25 protein-coding genes are annotated in these 26,145 nt (G+C 72.9%); 6 read left to right on the top strand and 19 right to left on the bottom strand.

What is annotated here, in order from left to right:
• Window positions 1-91 precede the first annotated feature (91 nt).
• The 5 genes from ACYVP9_RS21890 to ACYVP9_RS21870 form a co-directional block, all read right to left on the bottom strand.
• Complete coding sequence (locus tag ACYVP9_RS21890) at window positions 92-769, bottom strand: transcriptional regulator (RefSeq protein WP_460607094.1); 678 nt, start codon at window positions 767-769, stop codon at window positions 92-94.
• A complete protein-coding gene (locus tag ACYVP9_RS21885) occupies window positions 766-1,884 on the bottom strand; it encodes a sensor histidine kinase (protein WP_460607093.1) in 1,119 nt (372 codons plus the stop codon). Before ACYVP9_RS21885 ends, ACYVP9_RS21890 begins: the two co-directional genes overlap by 4 nt.
• Window positions 1,885-1,900: 16 nt before the next feature.
• Window positions 1,901-2,686, bottom strand: a complete 786-nt coding sequence (locus ACYVP9_RS21880) for an ABC transporter permease (protein ID WP_460607091.1) — start codon at window positions 2,684-2,686, stop codon at window positions 1,901-1,903.
• Window position 2,687: 1 nt separating this feature from the next.
• Window positions 2,688-3,638, bottom strand: a complete 951-nt coding sequence (locus tag ACYVP9_RS21875) for an ABC transporter ATP-binding protein (protein WP_460607090.1) — start codon at window positions 3,636-3,638, stop codon at window positions 2,688-2,690.
• A 160-nt stretch (window positions 3,639-3,798) separates the two neighbouring features.
• Window positions 3,799-4,692: a TauD/TfdA dioxygenase family protein gene (locus tag ACYVP9_RS21870; RefSeq protein ID WP_460607089.1), complete on the bottom strand. Its 894-nt coding sequence runs from the start codon at window positions 4,690-4,692 to the stop codon at window positions 3,799-3,801.
• A gap of 125 nt (window positions 4,693-4,817) precedes the next feature.
• On the opposite strand from ACYVP9_RS21870, the gene ACYVP9_RS21865 reads away from it, so the two are divergent.
• Genes ACYVP9_RS21865 through ACYVP9_RS21850 form a run of 4 tightly spaced genes read left to right on the top strand, consistent with a single transcriptional unit; the run spans window position 4,818 to window position 8,653 of the window.
• The gene (locus ACYVP9_RS21865) at window positions 4,818-5,870 is read left to right on the top strand and encodes an ABC transporter substrate-binding protein (protein WP_460607088.1); all 1,053 of its coding nucleotides are present in this window, start codon (window positions 4,818-4,820) and stop codon (window positions 5,868-5,870) included.
• Window positions 5,867-6,688 carry an ABC transporter ATP-binding protein gene (locus ACYVP9_RS21860; RefSeq protein WP_460607087.1) on the top strand — a complete coding sequence of 274 codons (822 nt, stop codon included), beginning with the start codon at window positions 5,867-5,869 and terminating at the stop codon, window positions 6,686-6,688. Before ACYVP9_RS21865 ends, ACYVP9_RS21860 begins: the two co-directional genes overlap by 4 nt.
• Window positions 6,685-7,533: an ABC transporter permease gene (locus ACYVP9_RS21855; RefSeq protein WP_460607086.1), complete on the top strand. Its 849-nt coding sequence runs from the start codon at window positions 6,685-6,687 to the stop codon at window positions 7,531-7,533. Before ACYVP9_RS21860 ends, ACYVP9_RS21855 begins: the two co-directional genes overlap by 4 nt.
• A 4-nt stretch (window positions 7,534-7,537) precedes the next feature.
• Window positions 7,538-8,653, top strand: a complete 1,116-nt coding sequence (locus tag ACYVP9_RS21850) for an LLM class oxidoreductase (protein ID WP_460607085.1) — start codon at window positions 7,538-7,540, stop codon at window positions 8,651-8,653.
• Here the strand turns inward: ACYVP9_RS21850 and ACYVP9_RS21845 are convergent.
• Window positions 8,617-9,867, bottom strand: a complete 1,251-nt coding sequence (locus ACYVP9_RS21845) for a pyridoxal phosphate-dependent decarboxylase family protein (protein WP_460607084.1) — start codon at window positions 9,865-9,867, stop codon at window positions 8,617-8,619. The two genes, ACYVP9_RS21850 and ACYVP9_RS21845, sit on opposite strands and share 37 nt — an antisense overlap.
• A 21-nt stretch (window positions 9,868-9,888) precedes the next feature.
• Complete coding sequence (locus tag ACYVP9_RS21840; RefSeq protein ID WP_460607083.1) at window positions 9,889-10,416, bottom strand: MarR family winged helix-turn-helix transcriptional regulator; 528 nt, start codon at window positions 10,414-10,416, stop codon at window positions 9,889-9,891.
• Between ACYVP9_RS21840 and ACYVP9_RS21835 the strand changes: the two genes are divergently transcribed.
• On the top strand, window positions 10,415-11,341 hold the full coding sequence (locus ACYVP9_RS21835) for a DMT family transporter (protein WP_460607082.1): 927 nt from the start codon (window positions 10,415-10,417) through the stop codon (window positions 11,339-11,341). The two genes, ACYVP9_RS21840 and ACYVP9_RS21835, sit on opposite strands and share 2 nt — an antisense overlap.
• On the opposite strand, the gene ACYVP9_RS21830 is transcribed toward ACYVP9_RS21835, so the two are convergent.
• The 12 genes from ACYVP9_RS21830 to ACYVP9_RS21775 all read right to left on the bottom strand — a co-directional run bounded on the left by ACYVP9_RS21830 (window position 11,296) and on the right by ACYVP9_RS21775 (window position 23,942).
• On the bottom strand, window positions 11,296-12,090 hold the full coding sequence (locus ACYVP9_RS21830) for a DUF427 domain-containing protein (RefSeq protein ID WP_460607080.1): 795 nt from the start codon (window positions 12,088-12,090) through the stop codon (window positions 11,296-11,298). The two genes, ACYVP9_RS21835 and ACYVP9_RS21830, sit on opposite strands and share 46 nt — an antisense overlap.
• On the bottom strand, window positions 12,087-13,130 hold the full coding sequence (locus ACYVP9_RS21825) for an isopenicillin N synthase family oxygenase (protein ID WP_460607079.1): 1,044 nt from the start codon (window positions 13,128-13,130) through the stop codon (window positions 12,087-12,089). The genes ACYVP9_RS21830 and ACYVP9_RS21825 overlap by 4 nt, the downstream gene beginning before the upstream one ends.
• Window positions 13,127-13,669 (bottom strand): hypothetical protein, encoded by a 543-nt coding sequence (locus ACYVP9_RS21820; RefSeq protein ID WP_460607078.1) that lies wholly within the window; start codon window positions 13,667-13,669, stop codon window positions 13,127-13,129. Before ACYVP9_RS21820 ends, ACYVP9_RS21825 begins: the two co-directional genes overlap by 4 nt.
• Entirely contained in the window at window positions 13,666-15,426 is a 1,761-nt protein-coding gene (locus tag ACYVP9_RS21815) for an ABC transporter ATP-binding protein (RefSeq protein WP_460607077.1), read from the bottom strand. The genes ACYVP9_RS21820 and ACYVP9_RS21815 overlap by 4 nt, the downstream gene beginning before the upstream one ends.
• A complete protein-coding gene (locus ACYVP9_RS21810) occupies window positions 15,426-16,286 on the bottom strand; it encodes an ABC transporter permease (RefSeq protein ID WP_460607076.1) in 861 nt (286 codons plus the stop codon). Before ACYVP9_RS21810 ends, ACYVP9_RS21815 begins: the two co-directional genes overlap by 1 nt.
• Complete coding sequence (locus ACYVP9_RS21805) at window positions 16,283-17,230, bottom strand: ABC transporter permease (protein WP_460607250.1); 948 nt, start codon at window positions 17,228-17,230, stop codon at window positions 16,283-16,285. Before ACYVP9_RS21805 ends, ACYVP9_RS21810 begins: the two co-directional genes overlap by 4 nt.
• A 12-nt stretch (window positions 17,231-17,242) precedes the next feature.
• Window positions 17,243-18,838: an ABC transporter substrate-binding protein gene (locus tag ACYVP9_RS21800; RefSeq protein WP_460607075.1), complete on the bottom strand. Its 1,596-nt coding sequence runs from the start codon at window positions 18,836-18,838 to the stop codon at window positions 17,243-17,245.
• A 114-nt stretch (window positions 18,839-18,952) separates the two neighbouring features.
• Window positions 18,953-20,395, bottom strand: coding sequence for a phytoene desaturase family protein (locus tag ACYVP9_RS21795; RefSeq protein ID WP_460607073.1), 1,443 nt, complete (start codon window positions 20,393-20,395; stop codon window positions 18,953-18,955).
• 37 nt (window positions 20,396-20,432) lie between these two features.
• Window positions 20,433-21,047: a LutC/YkgG family protein gene (locus ACYVP9_RS21790; RefSeq protein ID WP_460607072.1), complete on the bottom strand. Its 615-nt coding sequence runs from the start codon at window positions 21,045-21,047 to the stop codon at window positions 20,433-20,435.
• Complete coding sequence (locus tag ACYVP9_RS21785; RefSeq protein ID WP_460607249.1) at window positions 21,044-22,441, bottom strand: lactate utilization protein B; 1,398 nt, start codon at window positions 22,439-22,441, stop codon at window positions 21,044-21,046. Before ACYVP9_RS21785 ends, ACYVP9_RS21790 begins: the two co-directional genes overlap by 4 nt.
• Before the next feature lie 11 nt (window positions 22,442-22,452).
• Window positions 22,453-23,175 carry a (Fe-S)-binding protein gene (locus ACYVP9_RS21780; protein WP_460607071.1) on the bottom strand — a complete coding sequence of 241 codons (723 nt, stop codon included), beginning with the start codon at window positions 23,173-23,175 and terminating at the stop codon, window positions 22,453-22,455.
• Window positions 23,176-23,249: 74 nt separating this feature from the next.
• Entirely contained in the window at window positions 23,250-23,942 is a 693-nt protein-coding gene (locus ACYVP9_RS21775) for a trimeric intracellular cation channel family protein (protein WP_460607248.1), read from the bottom strand.
• Window positions 23,943-24,013: 71 nt separating this feature from the next.
• On the opposite strand from ACYVP9_RS21775, the gene ACYVP9_RS21770 reads away from it, so the two are divergent.
• Window positions 24,014-26,143 (top strand): PP2C family protein-serine/threonine phosphatase, encoded by a 2,130-nt coding sequence (locus ACYVP9_RS21770; protein ID WP_460607069.1) that lies wholly within the window; start codon window positions 24,014-24,016, stop codon window positions 26,141-26,143.
• Window positions 26,144-26,145 lie beyond the last annotated feature (2 nt).

Here is a 26,145-nt window from a genome sequence, read left to right as displayed (position 1 = left end):
GTCGGGCAGAGCCGGGGCGACGCGTCGGACGACGGCGTGGGTCTACCCGACTCGTCGAGCGGCACGTCGCGCCCGGGGGCGATGGCGTCGTTCAGCGTCGCGGGGTGACCAGCCCGCTGTCGAACGCGCGGACGACCGCGGCGGCGCGGTCACGCAGGTGCAGCTTGGCGAAGACGTGGTTCACGTGCGTCTTGACCGTGCCCTCGCCGAGGACGAGTTCGGCGGCGATCTCGGCGTTGGTGAGTCCCTGCCCGATCAGTGACAGCACCTCGCGCTCGCGGGCGGTCAACTGCTCGATCCCGGCCGTGGCGGACGGTGTCGGCGCGGCGCGGTAGGTCGTCAGGACGCGTCCGGTGACCGCGGGGTCGAGCCAGTGCCCGCCGGCGGCGACCGTCCGCACCGCGCGCTGCAGGTCCTCGGTCGGCACGCCCTTGAGCAGGAAGCCGGCGGCACCGGCACGCAGCGCGGCGGCGAGGATCTCGTCGTCGTCGAACGTGGTCAGCACGAGCACCGGCGGTGCGGCGCCGTCCTCGCGCAGCGCGGCGGTGGCGGTGACGCCGTCGACGCCGGGCATGCGGATGTCCATGAGCACGACGTGCGGACGCACCGCGGCCACCGCGCCCGGCACGCCGCCGCCGTCCGAGCACTCGCCGACGACGTCGAACCCGGAGGCCGGGCGCAGCAGTCCGCGCAGCCCGGCCCGCACGAGGTCCTGGTCGTCGACGATGAGCACCCGCACCGGTGCGCTCGCGTCGGACGGCTCGGTCACGAGGCCCTCACCGGCAGCGATGCGCGCACCCGCCAGCCGGGACCACCCGGACCGGCCTCGCACGTGCCGCCCACCGACTCGGCGCGCTCCCGCATGCCCACGAGTCCCAGCCCGGTGCCGTCACCCGGACGTCCCTCGCTGTCGACCAGCAGACCGACCGATCGGTCGGTCGCGTCGACCCGGAGGGTCACGGGCCGTCCGGGCGCGTGCTTCGCGGCGTTGGTCAGGGCCTCCTGCACGATGCGGTAGGCGGCGAGGCCGACCGTCGCCGGCAGCGACTCCAGGTCACCCTCCACGGTGGCCGACACGTCGGCGCCCGCCCGCCGGAAGCCGGCCACGAGGTCGGGCAGGTCGGTGCTGCCGGGCAGCGGCGCGGTCGGGTCGGACGCGCCCCGGGCGCGCAGCGTCCCCACCGCGTGACGCACCTCGTCGAGGCTGGCGCGGCCGAGGCGCTCGGCCTCGGCGAGCGCGCGGTCGGCGTCCGCGGGGTCGTCGACGAGTGCCACCCGGGCGGACGACACGTGCAGCAACGACACGGTGAGGCTGTGCGCGATCACGTCGTGCAGCTCGCGCGCGATGCGGGCGCGTTCCTCGGCCTGCGCCCGCACGGCGAGATCCGCCTGCGCCTCCCGCAGTTGCAGGACGAGTTCGCGCTGGTGCCGGCCGGCCCCGAACCCGAACAGGCTGAACGCGGCGCCGCCCAGCCACGAGAACCACCCGCTGTCGGGCACCACCACGAGGGCCTCGAGCACGAAGGTGGCGGACACGAGCAGCCACAACCCGGCGGCGACGAGGTACGACATGGTCCACACGGCCCAGCCGATGAGCAGGCACAGTGCGAACCACGCGATGTTGGACGAGGCGTCGGTCGCGACGAGGGCGACGCCGACACCGGCGACGACCGCGACGGCGGGCTGGGCGGCGTCGACGGACGCCGGCCGCGCGGCGAGCACCGCGGCGGCGGCCAGGGCGAGCACGGCACCGACGATCACGCGCACGGCGTTGCACGGGCACACCGCGTCCGCCACGCCCACGAGGACCAGCGCGGCGAACACGCCGAAGGCCGCCCACCCCGCACGGCGGGGGAGCGGCTCCGGTCGGGCGCGCAGGTCCATCGGCTGCGGATGCTACTTACAGCGCGGTACGGCGGACGGCGAGCGCGGTGGTCACGACCGCGAGCACGGCCACGGCGAGCAGCTGCGGGGTGGCGGACGACAACCCCAGCCACGGTTCACGGATCGCCTTGGTGACCCAGGTGAGCGGCAGCACGTCGGCGACGGTGCGCATGGCGTCGCCGAGCACCCGCGGCGGCGGGCCGCCGGCGCCGAGCAGGAACGACGGGAAGAACAGCATCAGCCCGACCGCCTGCGCCGCGCGGGCCGAGGGCAGCGCCGTCCCCAGCAGCACGCCGATCGAGACGAACGCGACGGCGCCGAGCACGGTGGCCAGCGCGACCCGCCACACGCTCTCGACCGTGGGGATGCCGAACACCGGCAGCGCGACGATCAACAGCGCCACCGCCGCGACGGCCACCGTGACCAGACCGAGCACGAGCACCGCGACGGCGAACGACCACCGGGGGAACCCCGCTGCGGCGAAGCGCCGCAGCACGCCGCGCTCGCGGTAGGCGGCGAGGTGCACCGGGATCATGATCAACCCCACCGCGGCGACGACCACGGTGAAGTACGACGCGACGTACCACTGCGAGGGATCGGCGTTCATGAAGGCCGGGTCGGGATCGGTGCCGAACGAGTTGCCGATGATCAGCATGGTGACGATCGGGAACGTGAGCACGAAGGTCAGCACGATCGGTTCGCGCGTGGCCAGCCGCAGCTCGGCGGTGACGAGCCGGCGGACGGCGGACGGGTGGCGGGTGCGGGCGACGGGGACGGGACGGGCGGCGGTCGCGGCGGTCATGTCAGGCTCCGATCTTCTCGAGCTGCGGGGCGGGCGAGCTGTCGAGCAGGTGCAGCAGGGCGTCCTCGAGGTCGGGGACGTCGACGTGCAGGTCGGCGGGGATGCGGTCGCGGCGGACGAGCTCGGCGCCGACGTGGGCGATGCACTCGCGGTGGCCCTCGATCTCGATGCGGCCGTGGCGGACGGTCGCGTGGCGGACGCCGGGCAGCAGCTGTAGCTCTGCGGCGGTGGCGGCGGCGGTGCCGGCGTCCCATCCGAACCGGACGTGCGCCCACGGTGCGTGCCGGTCGATGAGCTCCGCCGGCGTGCCCTGGTCGAGCACCCGTCCGTCGCGCATCGCGACGACCCGTTCGCACAGCGCCTCGGCCTCGTCGAGCTCGTGCGTGACGAGCAGGACGGTGGTGCCCTCGTCGCGCAGCTGCGCCACGGCGGTCCAGACGTCGCGCCGGGCGGCCGGGTCGAGGCCCTGCGTCAGCTCGTCCAGGACGACCAGGCGGGGCCGGTTCAGCAGGGCGAGCACCAGGAACAGTCGCTGCCGTTCGCCGCCGCTCATGCCCGCGAACGCCGAGCGGCGTCGCTCGGCGAGACCGAACTGCTCGAGCAGCTCGTCGGCGTCGCGGGCCTCGCGTCCGGCGAACAGCGTGATCGCCTCGCCGACGCGCATCCGGTCGGGGATCGCCGAACTCTGCAGTTGGCTGCCGAGCATCGTCCGCAACCGGTCGGTCTCGCGGGCCGGGTCGCACCCGAGCACCCGCAGCGTGCCGGCGTCGGCGCGGCGCAGTCCCTGAACGCACTCGACGGTCGTGGTCTTGCCGGCACCGTTGGCGCCGATCAGGCCGACGACCTCGCCGGCGCGGACGTCGAGGTCGACGCCCGCGACGACCTCCCGTCCGCCGTAGCTCTTGTGCAGCCCGCGGACGGTGACGACGGGCTCGGGGAGTGTCGCTGTCATGGGGCCAGCCTGCGGGCCGGCGGCGCCGGACGGATCCACCCGTGGGTGGAGATCGCGGTCCACCCGGGTGCGTGGACCACGTCGCCGAGGTCGGCCACCGCGAAGAAATCGGCGTGCCGCAGCTCGCGCGGAGGCCGGCGTCGCGCCCGGCCTCGTTGTGTCAGGCGGCGTGCACCCCGACGGGGATGTCGCCCCGCAGCGTGACCCGGTGCATCACGCGGTGGAAGTCGGCGTAGTTGAAGTCGGCGTAGTGGGCGGTGCTGCGGTTGTCCCACATGACGACGTCGCCCGCGTGCCAACGGTGGCGCACGAGGTGTTCGGGCTTGGTCAGGTGGGCGAAGAAGATGTCGAGCAGGCCGCGGCTCTCGGCATCGCTGACGTCGCGAATGCGGGTGGTGAACCCGGGGTTCACGAACAGCGAGCGGCGTCCGGTCTCGGGGTGGACGCGCACGACCGGGTGGGGCACGGGCACGAGCTTGCGCACCGGCTCTTCGTCCCAGGTGTTGCCCTCGCCCTGCCGCCGCTTCTCGAGGTACTCGGCGAACTCGCGGCTGCCGTCGTGCTCGGCGACGAGGGTGTCGGCGAGGTCGCGGACGGCGGGCGACAGCGAGTCGTAGGCGGCCTCGAGGTCGACCCAGTTCGTGTTGCCGCCGACGTCGGGGATGTTCACGGCCCGCAGCACCGACGCCATCGGCGGACGGGGCATGAAGGTGACGTCTGTGTGCCACACGTCCGAGCGTCCGCCGTCGTAGCTGTCGAGGGCGTACACCTCGGGGTGGTCGGACGTCGCCCCGACGACGACGGGATGCGACACGGTGAGCTCGCCCATCGACCGGCCGAGGGCGACCTGGGCGTCGAGGTCGAGGGACTGGTCGCGGAACACGAGCACCTTGTGCTGGGCGAGCAGCGTCCGCAGCCAGTTGCCTCGTCCCTTTTGCGCGATAATGCGCAAATCAACACCGTGCACTTCGGCGCCGATGGTGGGGGCGAGCCTGTCGAGCGTGGCGGCGAATTCGGGAGTTGCGCTCAGTGATGTCCGGTCGATGGTGGTCATGTCACGTCCCGCTGCGTTGACTTCTACTTATTCTGTAGACAACATATCAACTTGGTTCGAGACGCAAGGACCGCACCACGACCGGACCATCGCCGGCCGCTCAGGCCCACCCTGGAGAATCGCTCATGCAGCTTCGTCCCCGCCTCCGCCGCACCACCGTCGCCGTGGCCGTCGTCTCGGCCGCCGCTCTCGCCCTGAGCGCGTGTGGTTCCGACAGCGCCGCCGGCGGCGGGAGCCAGATCGACATCGGGTACTTCCAGAGCGCGACCATCGGCCCCGAGGTCCTGGTCAAGGGCAACAGCGACCTCGCCGACAAGGTGGGCGCCACGCTCAAGCTCACCCCGATCCAGTCCGGTGTGACCGGGCTCGCGTCGCTGCGCGGCAACGCGTTCCAGTTCGCGTCCGGCGTCGGCAACCCGCCGGTCACCGGCGCCATCTCCAACGACACGAAGCTCAAGGTCGTCTTCGCCGAGTACTACGACGCCGCCCAGCTGATCGTCGGCCCTGACGTGAAGCAGAACTCCGACCTCGCCGGGAAGACGGTGGGCGACCTCCAGGGTTCGTCCGAGGACTACGAGATCCGGGGCTGGTTGAAGACGCAGGGCCTCGACTCGAAGGTCAAGGTCGTCGGCTTCCCGAGCGAGCAGGCCGTGGAGGCCGCCTACAAGTCGGGCCAGATCGACGCCGCGTACGTCGAGGTCGCCCAGGCGCAGGATCTGCTCAAGGACTCGAAGAACCGCCAGATCGTCACCGCGCAGCAGATCGCCAAGCTCGGGTACGCCTCGCTCAACGTGCTGGTCGTGCTCGACTCGTACGCGACGAAGAACAAGAAGACCGTGCAGAACCTGGTCTGTCAGATGATGAACGCCCAGGCCAAGGCGGCCGGCGCCGACGCCGAGAAGTACATCACCAACGGTTCCAAGCTCGTCGGCGCTACGCCCGCCACGGCCGTCGCCGCCACCAAGGACCTGCCCTTCGTCACCGCCAAGGACCAGCTCACCTGGTTCGGCACCGAGAAGGACGCATCGAACAGCAAGCTCGCCGACTCCTACGTCAAGACCGGTGAGTTCCTCAAGGAGCAGGGCCGGATCAGCACGCTGCCGACGAAGGCCCAGATCGGCTCGAAGATCGACCCGACGTACGTGCAGCAGGCGGTCAAGGACGGCTGCGGCGCATGACCTCGCTGGAGAAGCCGGTGGGCGCGCGGGAGGTCCGCGCGCCCGTCGCGGTCGAGATCAAGGGCGTCCGCAAGCAGTTCGCCGGGCGCAACCGCAAGTCGGCGGGGCGCCTCGCCCTGGACGGGTTCGACCTGACCGTCCGCGAGGGTGAATTCCTGTGCCTGCTCGGCCCGTCCGGCTGCGGCAAGTCGACGCTGCTGAACCTGCTCGCCGGCTTCTCCGACGTCGACGGCGGCGAGGTGCTCGTCGCCGACAAGCGCGTGACCGGGCCCGGCGCCGACCGCGGCGTGCTGTTCCAGACGCCCAACCTGTTCCCGTGGCTGACCGTGCTCGACAACGTCCTCTACGGACCGCGCGCCCGCCGCGAGAGCGGCAAGGAGACGAAGGACCGCGCCGTCGAGATCCTGGAGACGGTGGGGCTGGGCAAGGCGATGCATTCGTACCCGCACGAACTGTCGGGCGGCATGCGTCACCGCGCCGCCTTCGCGCGGGTGCTGATCAACAAGCCGAAGCTGCTGCTCATGGACGAGCCGTTCGGTGCGCTCGACGCGATCACGCGGGTGGCGATGCAGAAGTTCCTGCTCGAGCTGTGGCAGCGCGAGCGCATCACCATCGTCTTCGTCACCCACGACGTCGAGGAGGCCGCGCTGCTGGGCGACCGCGTGTGCGTCATGACCGGCAGCCCCGGACGGGCCCGCCTGCTGCTCGACGTCGACCTGCCCCGGCCACGCACCATCGAGACCACCGAGACGCTGGAGTTCGTGCGCATCAAGCGCGAGATCCGTGAGGCGCTCGAACACCAGGAGGTCGGCCGATGACAGCCACGGACAGCGGCGCGGCCACCCGCGCCGACGACGAGGTCATCGCCCTCGCCGAGACCCGGCAGCGGCGGTCCTTCTCCTGGGCGCGCATCGGCTACGGCCTGCTCGGCCTGCTCGTCTTCCTGGCGATCTGGCAGACCGCCGCGCTCGTCAAGGACGACTCGGCGATCCTGCCGACGGTGCCGGCCACGGCGAGCACGTTCTGGCACTACCTGTGGAACGACTACCCGCAGGTCGACGGCAAGACCCTGTTCGGGCACACGTTCGACAGCGCCAAGCGCATCGTCGGCGGCTGGGCCATCGGCGTCGTGATCGGCGTCGCCGTCGGCGGTGCCATGGCCTCCATCCGGGTGGTGCGCTTCATGGTCGACCCGATCATCGAGCTCACCCGGCCGCTGCCGCCGCTGGCGTTCCTGCCGCTGCTGATCGTCTGGCTCGGCATCGACGACACACCCAAGACCGTCCTCATCGTCATCGGCGTCGCCCCGATCATGATCATCGCTACGGTCACCGCGCTGGACGCGGTCCCGAACGAACTCGTCCAGGCCAGCCGCAGTCTCGGCGCGTCACCGCTGTGGGCGTTGCTCACCGTGCGGTTGCGCGCGGCGTTGCCCGTGATCATCACCGGCATGCGCCTTGCCATGGGCGGTGCCTGGACCTGTGTCGTGGCCGCCGAACTCATCGCGAGCACCAGCGGCCTGGGCTTCCTCATCAACGCGGCGGGGCAGAACCTGCAGATGTCACTGCTGCTCAGCGGCATCGTGATGATCGCGATAGTCGGCATCGTGCTCGACAGCCTGCTGCGCCTGCTGCACCGCCGCACCGATCCGACCTCGAGGTAACGCCGTGTCACTCCAGCTGCACTGGTACCTGCCCACCAACGGCGACGGTCGCGGCATCGTCGGTTCCGGCAACGCCGGCGACCGCGGTCAGGGCGAGTCGGCCGCGATCGAGCGCGAGGCCACCATCGGCTACCTCACCCAGCTCGCGCAGGCGGCCGAACAGCTCGGTTTCGAGGCCGTCCTCACCCCGACCGGGTCGTGGTGCGAGGACGCGTGGCTCACCACGGCCGCGCTCAGCCAGGTGACGTCCCGGCTGAAGTTCCTCGTCGCGTTCCGTCCCGGCTTCATCAACCCGGTGCTGGCCGCTCAGCAGGCGCAGACGTTCCAGCGCATCAGCAACGGCCGGCTGCTGCTGAACATCGTCACCGGGGGCGACCCGGTCGAGCAGCGCCGTTTCGGCGACTTCACCGCGCACGACGAGCGCTACACCCGGACGGCCGAGTTCCTGACCGTGCTGCGGGGCGCGTCGAGCGGCGAGCCGTTCGACCACGAGGGCCCGCAGTACCGGGTCCAGGGCGCGACCGCACGGCTGAGCGAATGGGGCCTGCCGCCGCTGTTCTTCGGCGGGGCCAGCCCGGCGGCCGAGCAGGTCGCCGCCGAGCACGTCGACGTGTACCTCGCCTGGGGCGAGACGCCGCCGCAGATCAAGGAGCGGCTCGATCGCATGCGCGAGAAGGCGGCCGCGGCCGGCCGGGAGCTGAGCTTCGGCATCCGGCTGCACGTGCTGGGTCGCGGCACGTCGGCGTTGGCGTGGGACGAGGCGCAGCGCATGGTCGACGCCCTCGACCCGGCGCGCGTCGCCGCGGTGCAGAAGCAGCTCGCGGCCATGGACTCCGTCGGGCAGCAGCGTATGCAGACCCTGCACGGCGGCAGCCGCGAGGAACTCGAGATCTACCCGAACCTCTGGGCGGGGTACGGCCTCGCCCGCGGGGGTGCCGGCACCGCGGTGGTCGGCAGCCACGAAGAGGTCGCCGAGCGCCTCGAGGAGTACCACGCGCTCGGCATCGACCACGCCATCCTTTCGGGCCAGCCGCACCTGGAGGAGGCGTACTGGTTCGCCGAGGGCGCGGGCCGGTTGCTGCGTCAGCGCGGGGTCGTGGCGTCCCCCGGGCCGCTGTAGCGGGCGGTCGTCCCCGCACTGGTGCGGCCTGCGCGCACCTCCGCGACCGAGTCCGCCAGGTCGGCGACGAGGTCGTCGACGACACGGGCGTGGAACGGCGACAGCATGGCGTGCAGCGCACCCGGTTGGCGGTTCAGCCACCACCGTCGCTGCTCCATCGCGTCGGCCACGGCCGCCATGTCGAGCTCGTCGCTCGTGAACCGGACGACGGGGCCGTCGGGCACCGCGCTCAACCGCAGCCCGTCGATCGCCCCGACCCCGTCGACCAGCGTCCGCGTGGCCCGCACGGTCGCCGCCGCCTTGCGGCGCAGGCCGTCGTGGCCGTGGTGGCGCAGCGTGGCCCACGCCGCGGCGATGGGCGGCGCCGGACGGGTGCCGGCCGGGGTCGGCGTCGCGTACAGACCGCCGCCCCACACGTCCTCGTCGAACCACCATCGCCGCGCTGCGAGCTGCTCGTCGGCGAACAGCACGACGGACGCGCCCTTGAAGCTGTAGCCGTACTTGTGGACGTCCGCGCTGATGCTGGTGACGCCGGGGACGCGGAAGTCCCACGGCGGCACCGGCTCGCCGAGCTGCTCCCAGAACGGCAGGATCAGCCCGCCGAGGCAGGCGTCGACGTGGCACAGCACGCCGGCCTCGGCCGCGGCCGCGGCGATGGCGGGCACCGGGTCGACGACGCCGTACGGGTAACTCGGCGCGCTCGCCACGACGAGCGCGGTGTCGGGGCCGATGGCGGCGCGGACGGCGTCGGCGTCCGTCCGCATGTCGTCGGTCAGCGGCACCCGGACCTGGCGCACGTCCAGCAGGTGGCAGGCCTTGGCGAACGCGGGGTGGGCGGTGAGCCCGGTGACGATCGAGGGGTTCGCGATGCCGCGCTCGCGGGCGACGTCGCGTGCGACCGACACGGCCACGAAGATCGATTCGGTTCCGCCGCTGGTCAGGCCCCCGGCGCCGGCCGGTCCGTGCAGCAGCCCGGCGAGCGCGTCGACGGTCTGCTGCTCGAGCCGGGCCAGGCTCGGAAATTTGAACGGGTTGAGCGCGTTCTCGGCGAGGTACTCCTCCGCCGCCTCGCGCAGGAGCTGTTCGAGCTGCTCGTCGTCGGGATGGAAGATCAGGCTGAAGATGCGCCCCTCGCGCCACGGGGCGTCGTCGTGACGATTGGCCCGCAGCTCCCGCAGGACCTCGTCCGCGGGGGTGCCGTGCTCCTCGAACATTTGTCTACCGTATCGGTGGGGTTAGTCGTCGAGGCCGTCGGCCCAGGCGCGCAGCAGCCGCTCGAGGGCGGTGCGCTGCGCCGCCGACAGCGGAGCCAGCAGCCGCGCCTCGTTGCGCATGTGCGCCTCGAAGGCCTGGTCGATGACGCGCCGCCCGGCGGCGGTGAGGCGGACGACCCGGCCGCGGCCGTCGGACGGGTCGTCCTGACGGCGGACGAACCCGGACGCCTCCAGCCGGTCCAGGCGCTTGCTGATGGCGCCCGTGGTGACCATCGTCTGCTTCGCGAGCTCGCCCGGGGCCAGCTGGAAGGGTCGACCGCTGCGCCGCAGCGTGGCGAGGATGTCGAACTCGCCCTCGCCGAGGCCGTACTCGTTGTAGAGGGTGACCAGTTCGGCGCGCAGCCGGTCACCGAGCCGGTGCAACCGGCCGATCACGGCCATGGGGGAGACGTCGAGCTCGGGGCGCTCGGTCCGCCACTGCGCCTGGATGGCGTCGACACGATCCACGTTTGACACAATAGCTTCCTCGGAAGGTAAAGTGCCTTCCATGGAAGCTAAATGGCGCTGGCTGGTCGTGACGGCGTTCGCGCCGGTCATGTGGGGCGCGGTCTACTACGTGACCAAGCACTACCTGCCCGCCGGCGCCCCGCTGTGGGGTGCCGCGCTGCGGGCGCTGCCGGCCGGGTTGCTGTTGCTCGCCGTCGCCCGGCGGCTGCCGCACGGCTCGTGGTGGTGGCGCGCGCCCGTGCTCGGCCTGATCAACTTCGGTGCCTTCTTTGTGCTGATCTACGTGTCGGCCCAGCTGCTGCCGACCTCGATCGCCGCGTCCGTCATGGCGCTCGCGCCGGTCGTGCTCATGATCATCGCGTGGCCGCTGGTGCACCAGCGGCCGACGACCCGACTCGTCGTCGGGGCCGCGCTCGGCATCACCGGCGTCGTGCTCGTCGTGCAGCTCGCCGTCGCGGGGTCCGACCTGCGGGGCGTCGCCGCCTCGCTCACGGCGCTGCTGCTCTCGTCGCTCGGCGCACTGCTCACGACGCGGTGGCGCGACGACGTGCCGCTCGTGGCCACCACCTCGTGGCAGCTCGTCTCCGGCGGCACGGCACTGCTCGTCGTCGCGCTCGTCGTCGAGGGCGGCCCGCCGTCCGTCGACGCCCCGGCGGTCACGGCGTACGCGGGCGTCACGGTCTTCGCCACCGCGGTCGCGTTCCTGTGCTGGTTCACCGGCCTGCGGCACCTGCCCGCCGGCATGGTCGGGCTCGTCGGCCTGCTCAACCCCGTGACCGGCATCGTGCTCGGCGTCTCGCTCGGCGGCGAGACGCTCACGCCCTGGCAGGGCGCCGGAATCGCCCTCGTGCTCGGGGCCATCGTGCTCGGGCGGACGCGGGTGCCCCCCGCCCCGCGTCCGCCCGTCCCTCCCGCCACGCCTCAGCGCGAGCCGACCTCGATCTCCACGGCGGGGTGCTCGGCGTAGAAGGCGATGCGGTCGCGGATGTCGCGCACCGCGGGCAGCGGTTCGCGGTAGCGCCACGCGATGTCGTCCGCGCCACCGCCGGTGTCACCGGTGTCGCGGCCGGGAGTGTCGCCGCCGGCAGCGGTGAAGGCGTCGGCGACGCCCTTGTACGGGCAGACGGTCGTGTGGGCCGCGACGGTGAGCGCGTCGAGACGGACGTCCTGCGCCGGCAGGTACCAGCGCACCGGCATGCGGGTCTCGAACACGGCCACCGCCTGCGTCGTGTCGGCCACCACCTCGCCGTCGACCCGCACGACCACGTGGCGACTGGTCGGCAGCGCGTCGACCCGCTTGTACGGGTCACGCGGGTGGCCGACGATCTCCTCGTCCTCCTCGAACCAGTGGTCGAGGCCGGGGCGGCCGCGCCGGAACCAGTCGAACGCGATGAGGCCGTCCAGCTCGCCGGTGTTCTCGTAGCGCCAGGCGATCGCGTCCCGATGGCTGTCACCGACGCGCAGGTCGAACCAGGCCCCCGCGCCGGGCCGCGACCCGGGGGTCGCGGCCGGCACCAGCAGGTCGGTGCGGACGGCCGCCGCCGGGAACGCGTACAGCGGAACCGGGACGGCGGGAGCGGGCTCCCACACCAGCACCGGGTGCGGCGAGTCGACGACGGTGACGCCGTCGAGCTCGCCGCGCACGTGCCGCTGCGCCGGTTCCCACGTGAGGTCGTCCGGGGGCACCGGGTGGCGGCGCGAGGCCCGTACCGTCACGCGGACGCCAGCGGGGCGACGAACGGGCGGCCCTCACGCCACGCGGCGATCTGCTCGGGACGGCCGAAGACGGCGAGGTACTCCTCGACGTCGTTCTTGACGCCGTCCCAGATGAGCACCGGGTCGAACTCCTCCTCGCCGTCGCCCACGAACTCGGGCAGCGGCGCGATGGTGGTGTCGACGCGCGGGCTCCAGAACATGCCCGAGGACAAGCGGGTCACGCTCCCGCCCGCCACGACGCGGTGGCGTCCGGGCTTGAGCACGCCGTTGGTCCAGCGGGCCAGGTTGCTGCCAGAGAACACCTGCAGCGCACCGGGCACGATCGGGACCGTGATCCAGGTGCCGTCCTCGCGCTGGCCCTGCAGTCCGTCGTAGTCACCGCGCTGGTGCAGCACGGTCAGGACGTTGCCGTCGGCGTGCTCGAGCAGCAGCAGCTTCTGCTCGTCCGGGGCGGACGCGTCGTAGCCGTCCCACGTCCAGGTCGGGTAGTTGTTGACGACCAGGCGGCTGTGGTCGGGACCGTCGCCGACCGGGAACACGGTCGGCTCGAAACCCAGGGCGAGGGCGTAGGCGGCGAGGACCCGGCGGGCCAAGCCGTCCGCAGCGGCGTGGTAGGCCGTCACGACGTCGCGCAGGCCGGGGTCCTGCGGTGGCCACACGTTGGCGTGGGCGTACTCGAGGCTGTACTCCGGCTCGAGTCCGGCGGCGCGCGCGTCGTCGGCCGAGTCGTACTTGCCGAAGGTGAAGCGCTCGAGTTCGAGGCGGCCGAAGTCGTCGGGCCACTGCCGCCACCCGCGGTACGGGTGGCCGGTCGGGCTGGCCAGCGCGATCTTCTCCTCGCGCGGCAACGCGAGGATCGCGGCGATGCGGTCGTGGAAGTCCTCGACGAGCTGCTGGTCGACCCCGTGGTCGACGACCTGGATGATGCCTAGGTCCTGGCCGGCGTACTTGAGCCGGTCCAGCTCGGCGCGGTCGCCGTCGAGGGCGCGGCCCAGGTCGATGAGCGTGATGTTCTCGGTGCGGTCGGTGGTGGCGGTCATGCGATCTCCTCGGTGGGGTCGAGCAGGGCGGCGACGGCGGACGGGCTCGCCGCGTCGACGTCCGGGTGAGCGGTGACGGTGATGCCCTTCTCGTCCAGGGCGGGGTTCGGGGACTCGGGGGCCGCGGCGCCGACGAGCACGACGTGGGTGACGGTGCGGGTGCGCGCGGCCGCGGCGAGCGCGGCGGCGGCGCCGCCCTCGCCGAGACCGACGAGCGTGGTCGCCCGGTTGGCGAACGACCACACGGCCTCGGCGAGCGGACGGGCCTCGCGGGCCGGGGTCGACGGCGCCGGCCCGCTGGAGCGTCCGGTGCCGAGCCGGTCGATCAGGACAACGGGCTGCAGGGCTTCGCCGAGGCCGTCGAGGTCACGCGCTGTGACGCCGGTGTCGGGCACGACGACGACCTCCGGGGTGCCGGCGCCCCAGACGACGGCGCTGACATGACCGCCGACCGACGCGGTGAACCAGCGGCGCTGGACGGTCACGGCGGTCGGCAGGTCGGCGAATTCGTTCTCGGGTGTGGCGGTGGTGGCGGTCATGCGGGGCTGCTCTCCTTCGGTCGGACGGGGAGGTCGGCGGCGGGCAGGTGACAGCGGACGGCGTGCCCGTCGGTGGTCTCGCGCAGCGGGGGCGCCTCGGTGTCGCAGACCGCGCCGAGGTGGAACGGGCAGCGGTCGGCGAACCGGCACCCGGTGGCGGTGACGGCGTCCCGGTCGGTGGGTTCGCCGGTCGGGCGCCGCTGCGCGGCCGCGACGAGCTCGGCGGTGTAGGGGTGGTGCGGTCCGTCGATCACCTGCGCGGTGGTGCCGGTCTCGACGACCTGGCCGCGATACATGACCGCGACGCGGTCGGCGAGGTAGCTGATGACGGCCAGGTCGTGGGACACGAACAGATAGGCGGTCCGGTCGCGGGCGGCGGTGTCGGCGAGCAGGTCGAGCAGTTCGGCCTGCACGCTGACGTCCAGGGCCGACACCGGCTCGTCGAGCACGACGAGCTCGGGCGACCCGGCGAAGGCGCGGGCGATGGCCACCCGCTGTTTCTGGCCACCCGACAGCGTGGTGGTGCGGGCGGGCAGCAACGACGGCTCGAGTCGCGCCCAGTCGGCCAGCTCGTCCGGGGTCCGGGTGCCGTGCAGCGTCCGCACCGCTCGTGCCAGCACCCGCTCGGTGGTGTGCGCGGGATTGAGCGTGGCGTCCGGTTGCTGGAACACCATCTGCAGCCGCGGCAGCACCCGCGCGGGACGCCGTGAGACCTTTGGCGCCAGTGTTTCGCCGTCGAGGAGGAGTTCGCCCTCACCGGACGGTCCCAGGCCGGCGATCGCCCGCGCGAGCGTCGACTTGCCGCTGCCCGACTCGCCGACGAGACCGAGCACCTCCCCGGCGCGGACGGTGACGTCCAGGCCGTCGACGGCCACCCGTCCGCGGTAGGCGCGCCGCAGACCGCGCACGTCGAGACGGACGTCGCCCGGCGGCGTGGCCGGCTCCGGCTCGCCGGTCCCGGTGAGGCGGGCCTCGTGGCGCGAGACTCCCAGGCGCGGCACCGCCCGCAGCAGCGCCTGCGTGCACTCGTGCTGCGGCCGGGTGAGCACGTCGCGGGCGCGGCCCTGTTCGACGACCCGTCCGCCGTGCAGGACGGTGACGTCGTCGCACAGCTCGCCGACGAGCCCGAGATCGTGGCTGATGAGCACGACGGCGCACTCGAGCTGCACCCGCAGTTCCTCGATGAGCGCGAGCACCCCGGCCTCGACGGAGGCGTCGAGACCCGTGGTGGGTTCGTCGAGCAGCAGCAGGCGCGGACGCCCGGCCAGGGCCGCGGCGATGACGACGCGCTGCTGCTGGCCGCCGGAGAGCTGGAACGGGTGGCGCCCGGCCGCATCGGCGGGCAGGCGGACGCGCTCGAGCAGCGCCCGCACCTCGTCGCGGCGGCGCGAGCGCGGCACACCGTGCAGCTCGAGCACCTCGGCCAGCTGCGCGCCGACCCGCATGGTGGGGTCGAGGGACGCCCCCGCCTCCTGGTGGACGACCGCCAGCGACGACGCCCGCCACTCCCGCAGGGACCTGCCGCGCAGCGCGAGCACGTCGACGCCGTCGATCTCGACGTGACCGTCGACGACGGCGTTGTCGGCCAGTGCGTTGCCCAGTGCACGCCCGAGGGTGGTCTTCCCGGAGCCCGACTCGCCGACGACGCCGAGCATCCGTCCGGGAGCGCAGTCGACGTCGACGCGGTGCAGCACCTGCGTGGTGCCGTGTCGGTCGGAGAATCCTACGGACAGGCCGCGGACGGAGATGCCGGCCATCAGATGTCCAACCGGCGGCGCAGTTCGTCACCGACGAGGGCAACGGCCACGACGAGGGACGCGATGGCGAGTGCCGGGGCCAGCACCGTCCACGTGGCGACGGCGAGCCAGGCCCGGTTGTCGGCGACCGATGCGCCCCAGTCGGGAGAGCCGGGTGCACGCCCGAGGCCGAGGAACGAGAGCGTCGCCGCGGCGAACACCGCGTCGCCGAGCCGGGACGTCGCCTCGACGAGGACGGTGCGGTTGACGTTGGGCAGCACCTCGCGGGTCAGCAGCGACCACGTCGGTTCGCCGCGCAGCCGGGCGGCGTCGACGTAGGGGAGCTCCCGCTGCACGAGCGAGGCGGCGCGCACGCTGCGGGTCACGATGGGCACGAACGACAGTCCGATGACGAGCACGAGCACGGGAGTCGACCGTCCGAGCAGTGCGACGAACAGGATGCTCGCGATGATCGCGGGGAAGACGAGCACCACGTCGAGCACCCGCATGATCACGGCGTCGACCACGCCACCGAGGACGCCCGCGAGCAGGCCCAGCAGCGTGCCGCCCGCGACGGCGATCAACGTGGCCAGGGGAGCGACCTCGAGCACCGGGCGCGCCCCCGCCAGCATGCGCGAGAACGTGTCGCGACCGAACTGGTCGGTGCCCAGCAGGAACTCGCTACCCGGCGCCGCGAAGCGGCGGGCGCTGAAGTCGGCCGGGTCGTGCGGCACCAGCCACGGCCAGGCGATCGCCACGACCACCCACGCCATGACGACCGCGAGTCCCGCCGACAGCGCGACCGGACGCCGACGCCGGGTTGCCGGCGTGACGACCTCCGGCACCGCCACCGGGGCGTCCTTGTTGAGCACCACGCTCACGACGTCACCCCCGCCGCGCGGATGCGCGGGTCGAGCAGCCGGTAGGCGACATCGACGGCGAGCATGACCAGCAGGAACAGCAGCCCGAGCACGATGGCGGACGCCTGCAGCGTCGGCAGGTCCTTGTCCAGGGCCGACGACAGCAACAGCGCCCCGATGCCGGGATAGTCGAACAGCAGCTCGACCGCGACCAACCCGCCGAGGAGGAACTGCGCCTGCACGCCGAGCGCGGCGGTCGCCGGGACGGTGGAGTTGCGCAGCACGTGCCGTCGCACGACGAGACGCCACGACAGGCCGCGCAACACGGACGCACGGACGTACGGACTCTCGACGGTGGTGATCGTGCTGGCGCGGACGTGCCGGGCGACGTAACCCGTGCACAGGAGCACGAGGCTGATCGCGGGCAGCACCAGGTGGTACAGCCGGTCGGGCAGGTTCGCGCCGTCCGGCGCCTGCCCGGACACCGGGAACCAGTGCAGCGACACCGCGAAGACCACCAGCAGGATCACGCCCGTCACGAACTCCGGGATCGCCGCCAGCGCCAGCCCGACCGTCGAGATCACCCGGTCCAGCGGACGGTCGTGCTTCAGCCCGGCGGCGACGCCGAGGGCGAGCGACACCGGGATCAGCAGCACGAACGCCACGCCGGCGAGCAGCAGGCTGTTGCCGAGGCGGTCGAGGACGAGCGAGCGCACCGGCACCTGCAGCGTGTACGAGGTGCCCCAGTCGCCGGTCAGGAAGTCGCCCAGCCACCGCAGGTACTGCGAGGCCAACGGGTCGTCGAGGTGCAGTTGCCGGCGCAGAGTGCGGACCGACTCGTCGGAGGCATCGCGGCCCAGCACGACACGGGCGACGTCGCCCGGCAGCACCTGCGTGGCCACGAAGACGAGCGCCGAGACGGCGAGCAGGACCACCGGCAGCGCGAGCAGCCGGCGGGCCAGCATCCGCACCACGGGTCAGACCCGGGAGACGTCGGTGAGGTCGAGGTACGACGACGGGTGCGCCCGGACGCCGCGGAACGTCGTCCGGTCGTAGGCACGCGCGGCGCCGTTCCACACCGACACGATGACGGGGACGTCCTCGTGCAACGCCTTCGCGATGATCGCGGCCTGCGCATCGCGTTCGCCCTGGGACGTCGCCGCGTCGTAGGCGAGCAGTGCGTCGTCCAGGGTCTTGTTGGCGTACTTGGAACCGTTCCACACGCCCTTGCTCGTCACCATCGGCGCGATGAGCGGACTGGGGATCGCCCGTCCGGCCCAGCCGACGAGGTTCGCCGTGGTGAACAACCACGGGGTGTCCTTCTCCTGGTCGCCGCCGTAGAACGCCTGTGACGTCTGCTGGTCCAGCTCGACGGTGATGCCGACCTGCTTGAGCTGGTCCTGGATCGCCAGCGCCCAGTTCTTGTTCGGCGGGTCATAGGTGAGTGTGAACGACAGGTTCCTGACGCCCGCCTGCTGCAGCAGCTCCTTCACCTTCGCGCGGTCCTGCGCCCGCTGCGCGATGTCCTTCGGCGCGGCGGGGAACAGCGGGGCCAGCAGGTGGTCGTTGCCGATCTGCCCGATGCTGTTCTGGGCCGCCAAGTTCACGCCGGGCCGGTTGATGCCGAAGGCGACGGCCTGCCGCACCTCCTTCTTGTCGAAGGGTGCCTTGTCGGTGCGCAGCGTGAAGGTGGTGAGGGCGGTGCCGGGCGTCTTGTCGATCGCGATGTTCCCGCCCGCCGGGATGTCGGCGATCTGCGTGAGGCCGAGGATGTCCACCGAACCGCCCTGCAGCGCCAGCGTCTGAGCCTGGCTGTCGGCGTAGAACCGGATCCGGACGCCGTCGACGTACGGCTTGCCCTTCTGCCAGTACGACGGGTTGCGGGTCAGGGTCGCCCCGGCCGACGTGTCATAGGTCTTGAGCAGGAACGGCCCGGTGCCGACGGGGTTCTTCGTGAAGTTGCCGGCGTAGTCCTCCTTGAGGATCACCGCGTTGTAGTTGCCGGCCGACACCAGGTACGGGAAGTCGGAGAATGCGCGCTGCAGCGTGAACACGACGGTGTCGGCCCCCCGCACGCTCACACCGCCCTGCGCGAGGATCGTGTCGAACGCCGACAGCGCGGACGACTTGTTCTTCGGGTCCAGGATGCGGTCGAACGACGCCTTGACCGCCGCGGCGGTCAACGCGGTGCCGTCGGAGAAGGTGACGCCGTCGCGCAGCGTGAACGCCCAGCGTTTCCCGTCGTTCTCCGAGCTCCACTTCGTGGCCAGGCTCGGCACGAGCTTCAGGTCGCTGTCCAGCCAGATGAGGTACTCCGCGACCTGCTGGACGACGATGATCGCCGACCCGTCGTACATCGTCACCGGGTCGACGGCCGTGGGCGGCGCCGGGATGCCGACGGTGACGGTGCCGCCCTTCCGGCGCTCGCCGGAGTCGGCGGACGAGCTGGTGCCGGGTCCGGCCTCGTCGGTGGTGCCTGAGGAGCAAGCGGCGAGCAGGGCGAGCATTCCGGTGGCCCCCACCCCGGTGAGGAACGTGCGGCGGGTCGGATCGGGCAGCGGCGACTGGGCCATGCGAACTCCTGCGAAGTGCGAGCGGAGCCGCTTGTCTATCACACTCGTAGAGTTAATAGGCAAACTCGTGAGGCGGTCGGCCGATCGACCGCCGGGGTGACTGTCGGGTCCGTGTCAGGCGGAGCGCGCGAGCCACCGGCGGGCGCGAACGGCCGCCTGGTAGCCGCACATGCCGTGCACGCCGGCACCGGGCGGCGTGCTCGCCGAGCAGAGGAAAACGCCGGGCGCGCCCGTGGCGTACTGGTCCACCGCCGGTCGCGGCCGGGCGAGCAGCTGCACGAGGTCGACGGTGCCGCCGCCGACGTCCCCGCCGACGTAGTTCGGGTTGTGGGCCTGCAGGTCGGCGGGCAGCATCGTCGCGCTCGCGACCACGCGGTCGCGGACGCCCGGCGCGAAGCGCTCGAGCTGGTCCATGACGAGGTCGGTGCCGGTCGCCTCGTCGCCGTTCCACGCGTGCGGCACGTGCGCGTACGCCCACACCGGGTGCACGTCGTCGACGGCGCGGCCGGGGTCGGCGAGCGACTGCTGGCCGACGAGCACGAACGGCCGCGGCGCGAGCCGTCCGCCCGCGGTGTCCTTCTCGGCGGCGGCGATCTGCTCGATGGTGCCGCCGACGTGCACGACACCGGCGCGGCGCGCGGCCTCGGCCGTCCACGGCACCCCGCCGCGCACGGCGAGGTCGACCTTCACGACACCCGGACCGTGCCGGTAGCGGCGGTAGCGGGCGGCGATGCGATCGGGGAGGGCCTCGCCCAGGACGTCCGCCGCCGCGGCCGGTGCGAGGTCGAGCAGGGTGGTGCGCGCGGCGGGCAGGTCGGCGCGCGACGTCACGCGGTGCCCGGTGACCACGGTGCCCCCGTGCGCCTCGAGCAGCGACACCAACGCCCGCGACACCGCGGCCGAACCGCCTTCGGCCACCGGCCAGCCGTGCACGTGACCGGCCGCGGTGAGCAGGGCGCCTGCGGCGCTGCTCGCGAGCGACGACAGCGGGGCGAAGGAGTGTGCGGCCGACCCGGCGAACAGCGCTCGGGCCTGCGGGGTGCGGAACGCCTTCGCGAGCACCGCGGCCGGCGGCATCGCGCGCAGCCCGAAGCGGGCCAGCGACACCGGGTGCCGCGGCACGTGCGCGATGGGCCCGAGCACCTCGCCGAGCACCGCGTCGAGATTGCGGACGACCGGCCCGAACACCCGCCGCCAGGCCGCGCCGTCCGCGCCGAGACCGTCGCACGTGGCGTCGAGGTCGCGGTGCAGCACGGCGGCCGAGCCGTCGTCGAGCGGGTGGGCGAGCTCGAGGTCGGCCCACCGCCACCGCAGACCGTGTTCGGCCAACGGCAGGGACGAGAACAGCGGCGACGCCAGCGCGAGCGGGTGGAAGGCCGAGCAGATGTCGTGCACCACGCCCGGCACGGTCAGCGAGTCGCTGCTGCGGGTGCCGCCGCCCACCTCGTCCGCCGCCTCGAGCACGGTGACGGAGTGACCGGCGCGGGCGAGCACGACCGCGGCCGCGAGCCCGTTGGGGCCCGATCCGACGACGACCGCGTCGAGCTGTGCTGCCATGCGTCCATCCTCACCGCGGACGGGCGGGCTCAACCCGTCAGGTGACGAGGACGATCTGCAATGTCCGCGGGCCGTGCACGCCCTCGACGCGTTCGAGCTCGATGTCGCTGGTGGCACTCGGCCCGCTGATCCACGTCATCGGCCGCTGCGGGTCGAGGGCGGCGACGGCGTCGGGGACGCCGAGCACGACCTGGTCGGCGCGCACGATCACCACGTGCCGGTCGGGCACGAGGCTGAGCGCGCGCCGGCCCTGCCCCGCACCGTGGTCGAGCACCACGGTGCCGGTGAGCGCGATCGCGAGCGCGCAGGTCGTGACCACCGCGTCGACGCCGTCGAGGTCGTGTGCGCCCAGCGGCGGGTCGTCGGGCACCTGCTCCACGCCGAGGTCGGTGACGCCGGACGGGTTCACCGCGCGGCGGACGTCCGCCTGCAGCAGGAGGGTGCGGACGGTCGTGTCGACCTCGGACGGCGCACACCGGTGCACCTCGGCCCGGTACTCGCCCGCGCGCTCGGCGAACAGGGCGACGACGTCGGTCGCACCGTCCGGCAGCTCGCCGTCGCCTGCGCCGCGGTACTCCCGCGGGACGGGCGGCACGGTCATGCCCGCACCCGCGCGCCGGATGCGGTCCAGGATCTCGTCGCGGGCGCTCACCGGTCGCGCCGGGAACGGAACGGGCGGCGCGCGGGCAGCGGCAGGTCGCGGCTGCGGGTCCACCCCGCGACGGGACCGGGGAGGCGACGCGACAGCGGGCCGAGCACGCGTCCCGCCCGCGCGGAGCGCACGAGCGCCGACCACAGCCGCGGCCTGGCCATCACGCGGGCCAGCGCACCCATCGCGGCGCTCTCGGCGGTGCGCCCGTGGCGCTCGTTCACCCGGGCGCGCAGGTGTACGAGCATGGACGGGATGTCGATCGCCACCGGGCAGACGTCGTAGCAGGCGCCGCACAGGGTCGAGGCGAACGGCAGCGTGTCGTTCTCGTCCACCCCGGTCAGCTGCGGCGAGAGCACCGCACCGATCGGGCCGGGATAGGTGGAGCCGTAGGCGTGCCCGCCCGTCCGCTCGTACACCGGGCACACGTTGAGGCACGCCGAGCAACGGATGCAGCGCAGGGCCGCGCGGCCGTCCGGGTCGGCGAGGGTCGCGGTGCGGCCGTTGTCCAGCAGCACGAGGTGGAAGTCCTGACCCTCGACGGCGCCCGTCCACATCGAGGTGTACGGATTCATCCGCTCGGCGGTGGACGAGCGCGGCAGCAGCTGCAGGAACACCTCGAGGTCGCGCCAGGTGGGCACCACCTTCTCGATGCCCATCACGGTGATCAGGGTGCGCGGCAGCGTCAGGCACATGCGGCCGTTGCCCTCGGACTCGACCACCGCGAGTGTCCCGGTCTCGGCGACCGCGAAGTTCGCGCCGCTGATCGCGACCTGCGCGTCGAGGAACTTGCGGCGCAGGTGGGCGCGGGCGGTGGCCGCGAGCTCGGCGGGGTCGTCGCTCAGGTCGGCGGCCGCCGTGGGGATCCCACGACGGAAGATGTCGCGGATCTCGGTGCGGTTGCGGTGGATCGCGGGGACCAGGATGTGGCTCGGCCGGTCGTGCCCGAGCTGGACGATCAGTTCGGCGAGGTCGGTCTCGACGGCGTCGACCCCTCCCGCGGCGAGCGCCTCGTTCAGGCCGATCTCCTGCGTCGCCATCGACTTGACCTTGACCACCTCGCGTGCGCCCGTCGCGCGGACGAGGTCGAGCACGATGCGGTTGGCCTCGTCGGCGTCGCGGGCCCAGTGCACGGTGCCGCCGCGGGCGGTGACCGCGGCCTCGAGCCGTTCGAGGTGGCGCACGAGATCGGCCATCGCGGCGTCCTTGACGGCGGCGCCGGCGGCGCGCAGCCGGTCCCAGTCGTCGAGCTCGGCGACGGCACCGGCCCGCTTGCGACGGATGGTGCCGGTCGCGTGGGCAAGATTTGCGCGCAGCTGCGCATTCTCGAGTGCGGTCTCGGCCGCCACCGGGAACGGGCTCTCGCCCGCACCGAGGTTGCCCCGTCCGGCCGGCATCCCCAGGAAGGTCACGACGCCAGCACCTCGGCCAGGTGGATCGTCCGCACCGCGCGCTGCTGCCGCGAGAGTCCGCCCCCGATGTGCAGCAGGCACGACGCGTCGGCCGACACGCAGTACTCCGCGCCGGTCGCCGTCACGTCGGCGCACTTGTCGGCGAGCATCGCGGACGAGACGCCGGAGTTCTTCACCGCGAAGGTGCCGCCGAACCCGCAGCAGCTCTCGGCCCCCGGCAGGGCGAGCAGCTCCAACCCGTCGACCCGGCGCAGCAGTCGCAGCGGCCGGTCGCCCACGCGCAACAGCCGCAGCGAGTGGCAGGTGGGGTGGTACGTGACGCGGTGGGGGAACCGGGCGCCGACGTCCTCGACGCCGAGCACGTCGATCAGGAACTCCGACAGCTCGTACGTCCTCGGGCCGAGCGCGGCGACGTCGGCCTCGAGCGCGGCGTCACCGGTGGCGCGGGCGAGCGTCGGGTGCTGGTGGCGGACGCTGCCGACGCACGAGGCGGACGCGGCCACGACCGCGTCGTAACCGGCGAACGTCCGTGCGTGGTTGCGCACCAGGTCGGTGGCCATCGCGGGGTAGCCGGTGTTGACGTGCATCTGCCCGCAGCAGGTCTGGGTGCGCGGGACCTCGACCTCGACGCCCACCCGGCGCAGCACCGTCGTCGTCGCGGCGAGCACCTGCGGGGCCATGACGTCACCCAGGCAGGTCATGAACAGCGCGACCCGCATCGTGCCTCCTTCGCCGGCAGGACCGCCGACGCTTCGGCGTGGTCACCCCGCCCACTGTGCCACCGCGACGACGATCAGGGCCGGTCGCGGCGCCGGGGCTGGGGCCGCCGGGGACGCCAGCTGTACGGCTCGGGCAGCGACCACCCCCGCCGCCGGGCCCCGAGCACGAGCACGGCGCCGACGAGGGTCGACACGACGAGCCCGATCGGCGCGAGGTCGGCCGACCAGAAGCCCACCATCACCGCGCTCGCCAGCACCGCGCAGCTGGCGTAGAGCGTGTTGCCGCCGAAGATCGCCGGAATGCGCTGCAGCACGACGTCGCGCACCAGCCCGCCCCCGACCGCGGTGATCGTGCCGAGCAGGATCGCTGGCAGCCAGCCAAGTCCCACGGCCAGGGTCTTCTGCGACCCGGCCGCCGCCCAGCAGCCGACGGCGACGGCGTCGACCACGGCGAAGGTGCGGTTCCACGTCCGTCCCTCGACGCTGACGGCGAACGCCACCGCCGCGCCGCCGAGGGCGGTGAGCACGTAGGCGTAGTCGGTCAGGGCTATCGGGGTGCCGCGCTGCAGCAGCGTGTCGCGGATCAGTCCGCCGCCGAGGCCGGAGAGCAGGGCGATGATCGCGAAGCCGACCGGATCCAGCCGCAGGGCCCGCGCGATCACCCCGCCGAGCACGGCATTCGCGAAGACGCCGGTGAGGTCGATGGCCCGGAAGACGTCGGTGAGCGCGGTCGAGGAGGTCTCCTGCGCGCTCACCGCGAGCACCATCGTCGACACGTCCGCATGATGCCACCGGAGCGGACGGTGACGCGGAGTCGCGGCGCTGTCAGACTGTCGCAGTGATCGACGACGAGCCGCTGCCGTCCGCCCTGCGCGACGGCATCGCCGTCGCGGGTTCGGCGGCTCTGTCGCGAGTGGTCGCCGACGCCCCGTCGGCCGTCCTGCTCGTCGATCTGGACGACGGCCGGGTCATCTACGCCAACGAGCTCGCGCGGCAGTTCGCGCCCGGCCTGGACCTGCCCGTCGACGTCGCCGCCTGGTCCGAGCGGGCCGGGCTGCGTGACGGCGACGGCGAGGAGCTCGAGTTGACCTCCACCCCGCTGTCGCGGGTGGCGGCGGGCAACCCGGTCAACGGCGAGACGGTCACCGCGCTGCGCAGCTCGGACGTCAGCGAGGCGCGAGAGCAACTCTGGGTGATCGGCACCCCGCTCGTCGACGCCCCCGAGCCGCTGGGCCGTCAGGCGCTCGTGCTGCTGTTGCCGCTGCGCGACGTCGACGCGGTGGCCCAGGCGCAGGCCGGCGCCGCCGATCTGCGGCACCGGGCCGTGCTCGCCTCCCAGCTCGCCTTCTCCATCTCCGACCCGACCAGCGAGGACAACCCGCTGATCTGGGTGAACCCGGCCTTCGAGCTCACCACCGGGTACAAGGGCGCGGACGTCCTCGGGCGCAACTGCCGCTTCCTGCAGGGTCAGCTCACCGACCCCGCCACGGTCACCCGCATCCGCGAGAAGCTCGCGAACGACGACGTCGTCAACGAGACGCTGCTGAACTACCGCGCCGACGGCACCGCGTTCTGGAACCACCTCGTCATCTCCCCGGTCTTCGACGCGGACGGGCGCCTGACGCACCACGTGGGCGTCCAGACCGACGTGACCGAGCGGGTCGACACCGAGCGGGCGCTGCAGGTGGCGGTGCAGCGGGCGCAGGCGAGCAGCACGCGGCAGCGGGCGGTCGCGGCCGCCGGTGCCGCGCTGTCGACCTACCTGTCGTCCGCCGAACGGTTGCTGGGCGACCTGCCGTCGCTGGTCGTGTCGCACTTCCCCGGCTGGTGTGCGGCGCTCACCCTCGACGAGGGCGGCTCCGTGAGCACGGCCGGTGTCGCGGCGTCGACCACCAACGACGGCGCGACCGCCTTCTGGCGCACCGAGGACGAGCTGCGCGGGTTCCTCGCCACGCAGTACGAGCGCATCACCGCCGCGGTGCGCAGCCCGTCGACCGAGTGGCCGGTGGTGCTGAACTTCGACGCCGCGGGTGCCGCCGGAGGGCCGTCGACCGAGAAGTTCCAGGCCGTGTTCGCGCGCATCGCCACCCGCGGTGCCGTCACCGGCCTGCTGGTGCTCATCCGCCCCGACGGCGGCCTCGACGACCCCGACGAGGTCGAGGCCATCGCCGACCTCGCGCTGCGCGCGGGCGCCGCCCTCGACAACACCCGGCTGTACTCGCTCGAGCGCGACGCGGCGCTGACCCTGCAGCAGAGCATGCTGCCGGCGCTGCCGACGCTCGACCGGTTCGACCTCGCCGCCAGTTACATCCCCGCGTCCGAGGCGGCGGTCGGCGGCGACTGGTTCGACATCGTCGAGCTGCCGGGGCCGTGGATCGGCGCTGCGGTCGGCGACGTCATCGGTCACGACATGAAGGCGGCGGCCGCGATGGGCCAGCTGCGCTCGATGGTGCGCACCCTCGCGTGGGAGGGCCACGAGCCGGCGCAACTGATCACGAAGCTCGACGCGCTCGTCCGCGACCTCGGCATCGCCACCTTCGCGACGTTGCTCTACCTGCTCATCGACGAACCGACCGAGGTCCCTCACGCCGACGGTGGTCTCGGGCTCACGTACACGTCCGCCGGTCATCTGCCGGCGATGCTGCGGCGTCCGGACGGATCGGTCGAGCGGCTGGACACCGCACGCACCTCACCCATCGGTGTCGCCGACCCGCGCCTCGTCGAGCAGGCGCGCGTGCGGCTCGAGCCCGGCAGCACCCTGGTGCTCTACACCGACGGCCTGCTGGAGCGCCGCGGCATCGACCTCGAACACGGGTTCGTCGAACTCGAACGCATCCTGGCGGCAATGCCGGCCGAGGCCGACGCCACGTCGGTGCGCGACGCGATCACCTCGCAACTCATCGCTGCCGACCTGTCCGACGACGCGTGCGTGCTCGTCATCCGGGTGCGGGACGACAGCACCCGCTGAGC

The sequence above is a fragment of the Jatrophihabitans fulvus genome (assembly GCF_054781375.1).
This window is presented reverse-complemented; position numbering and strand designations above follow the sequence as displayed.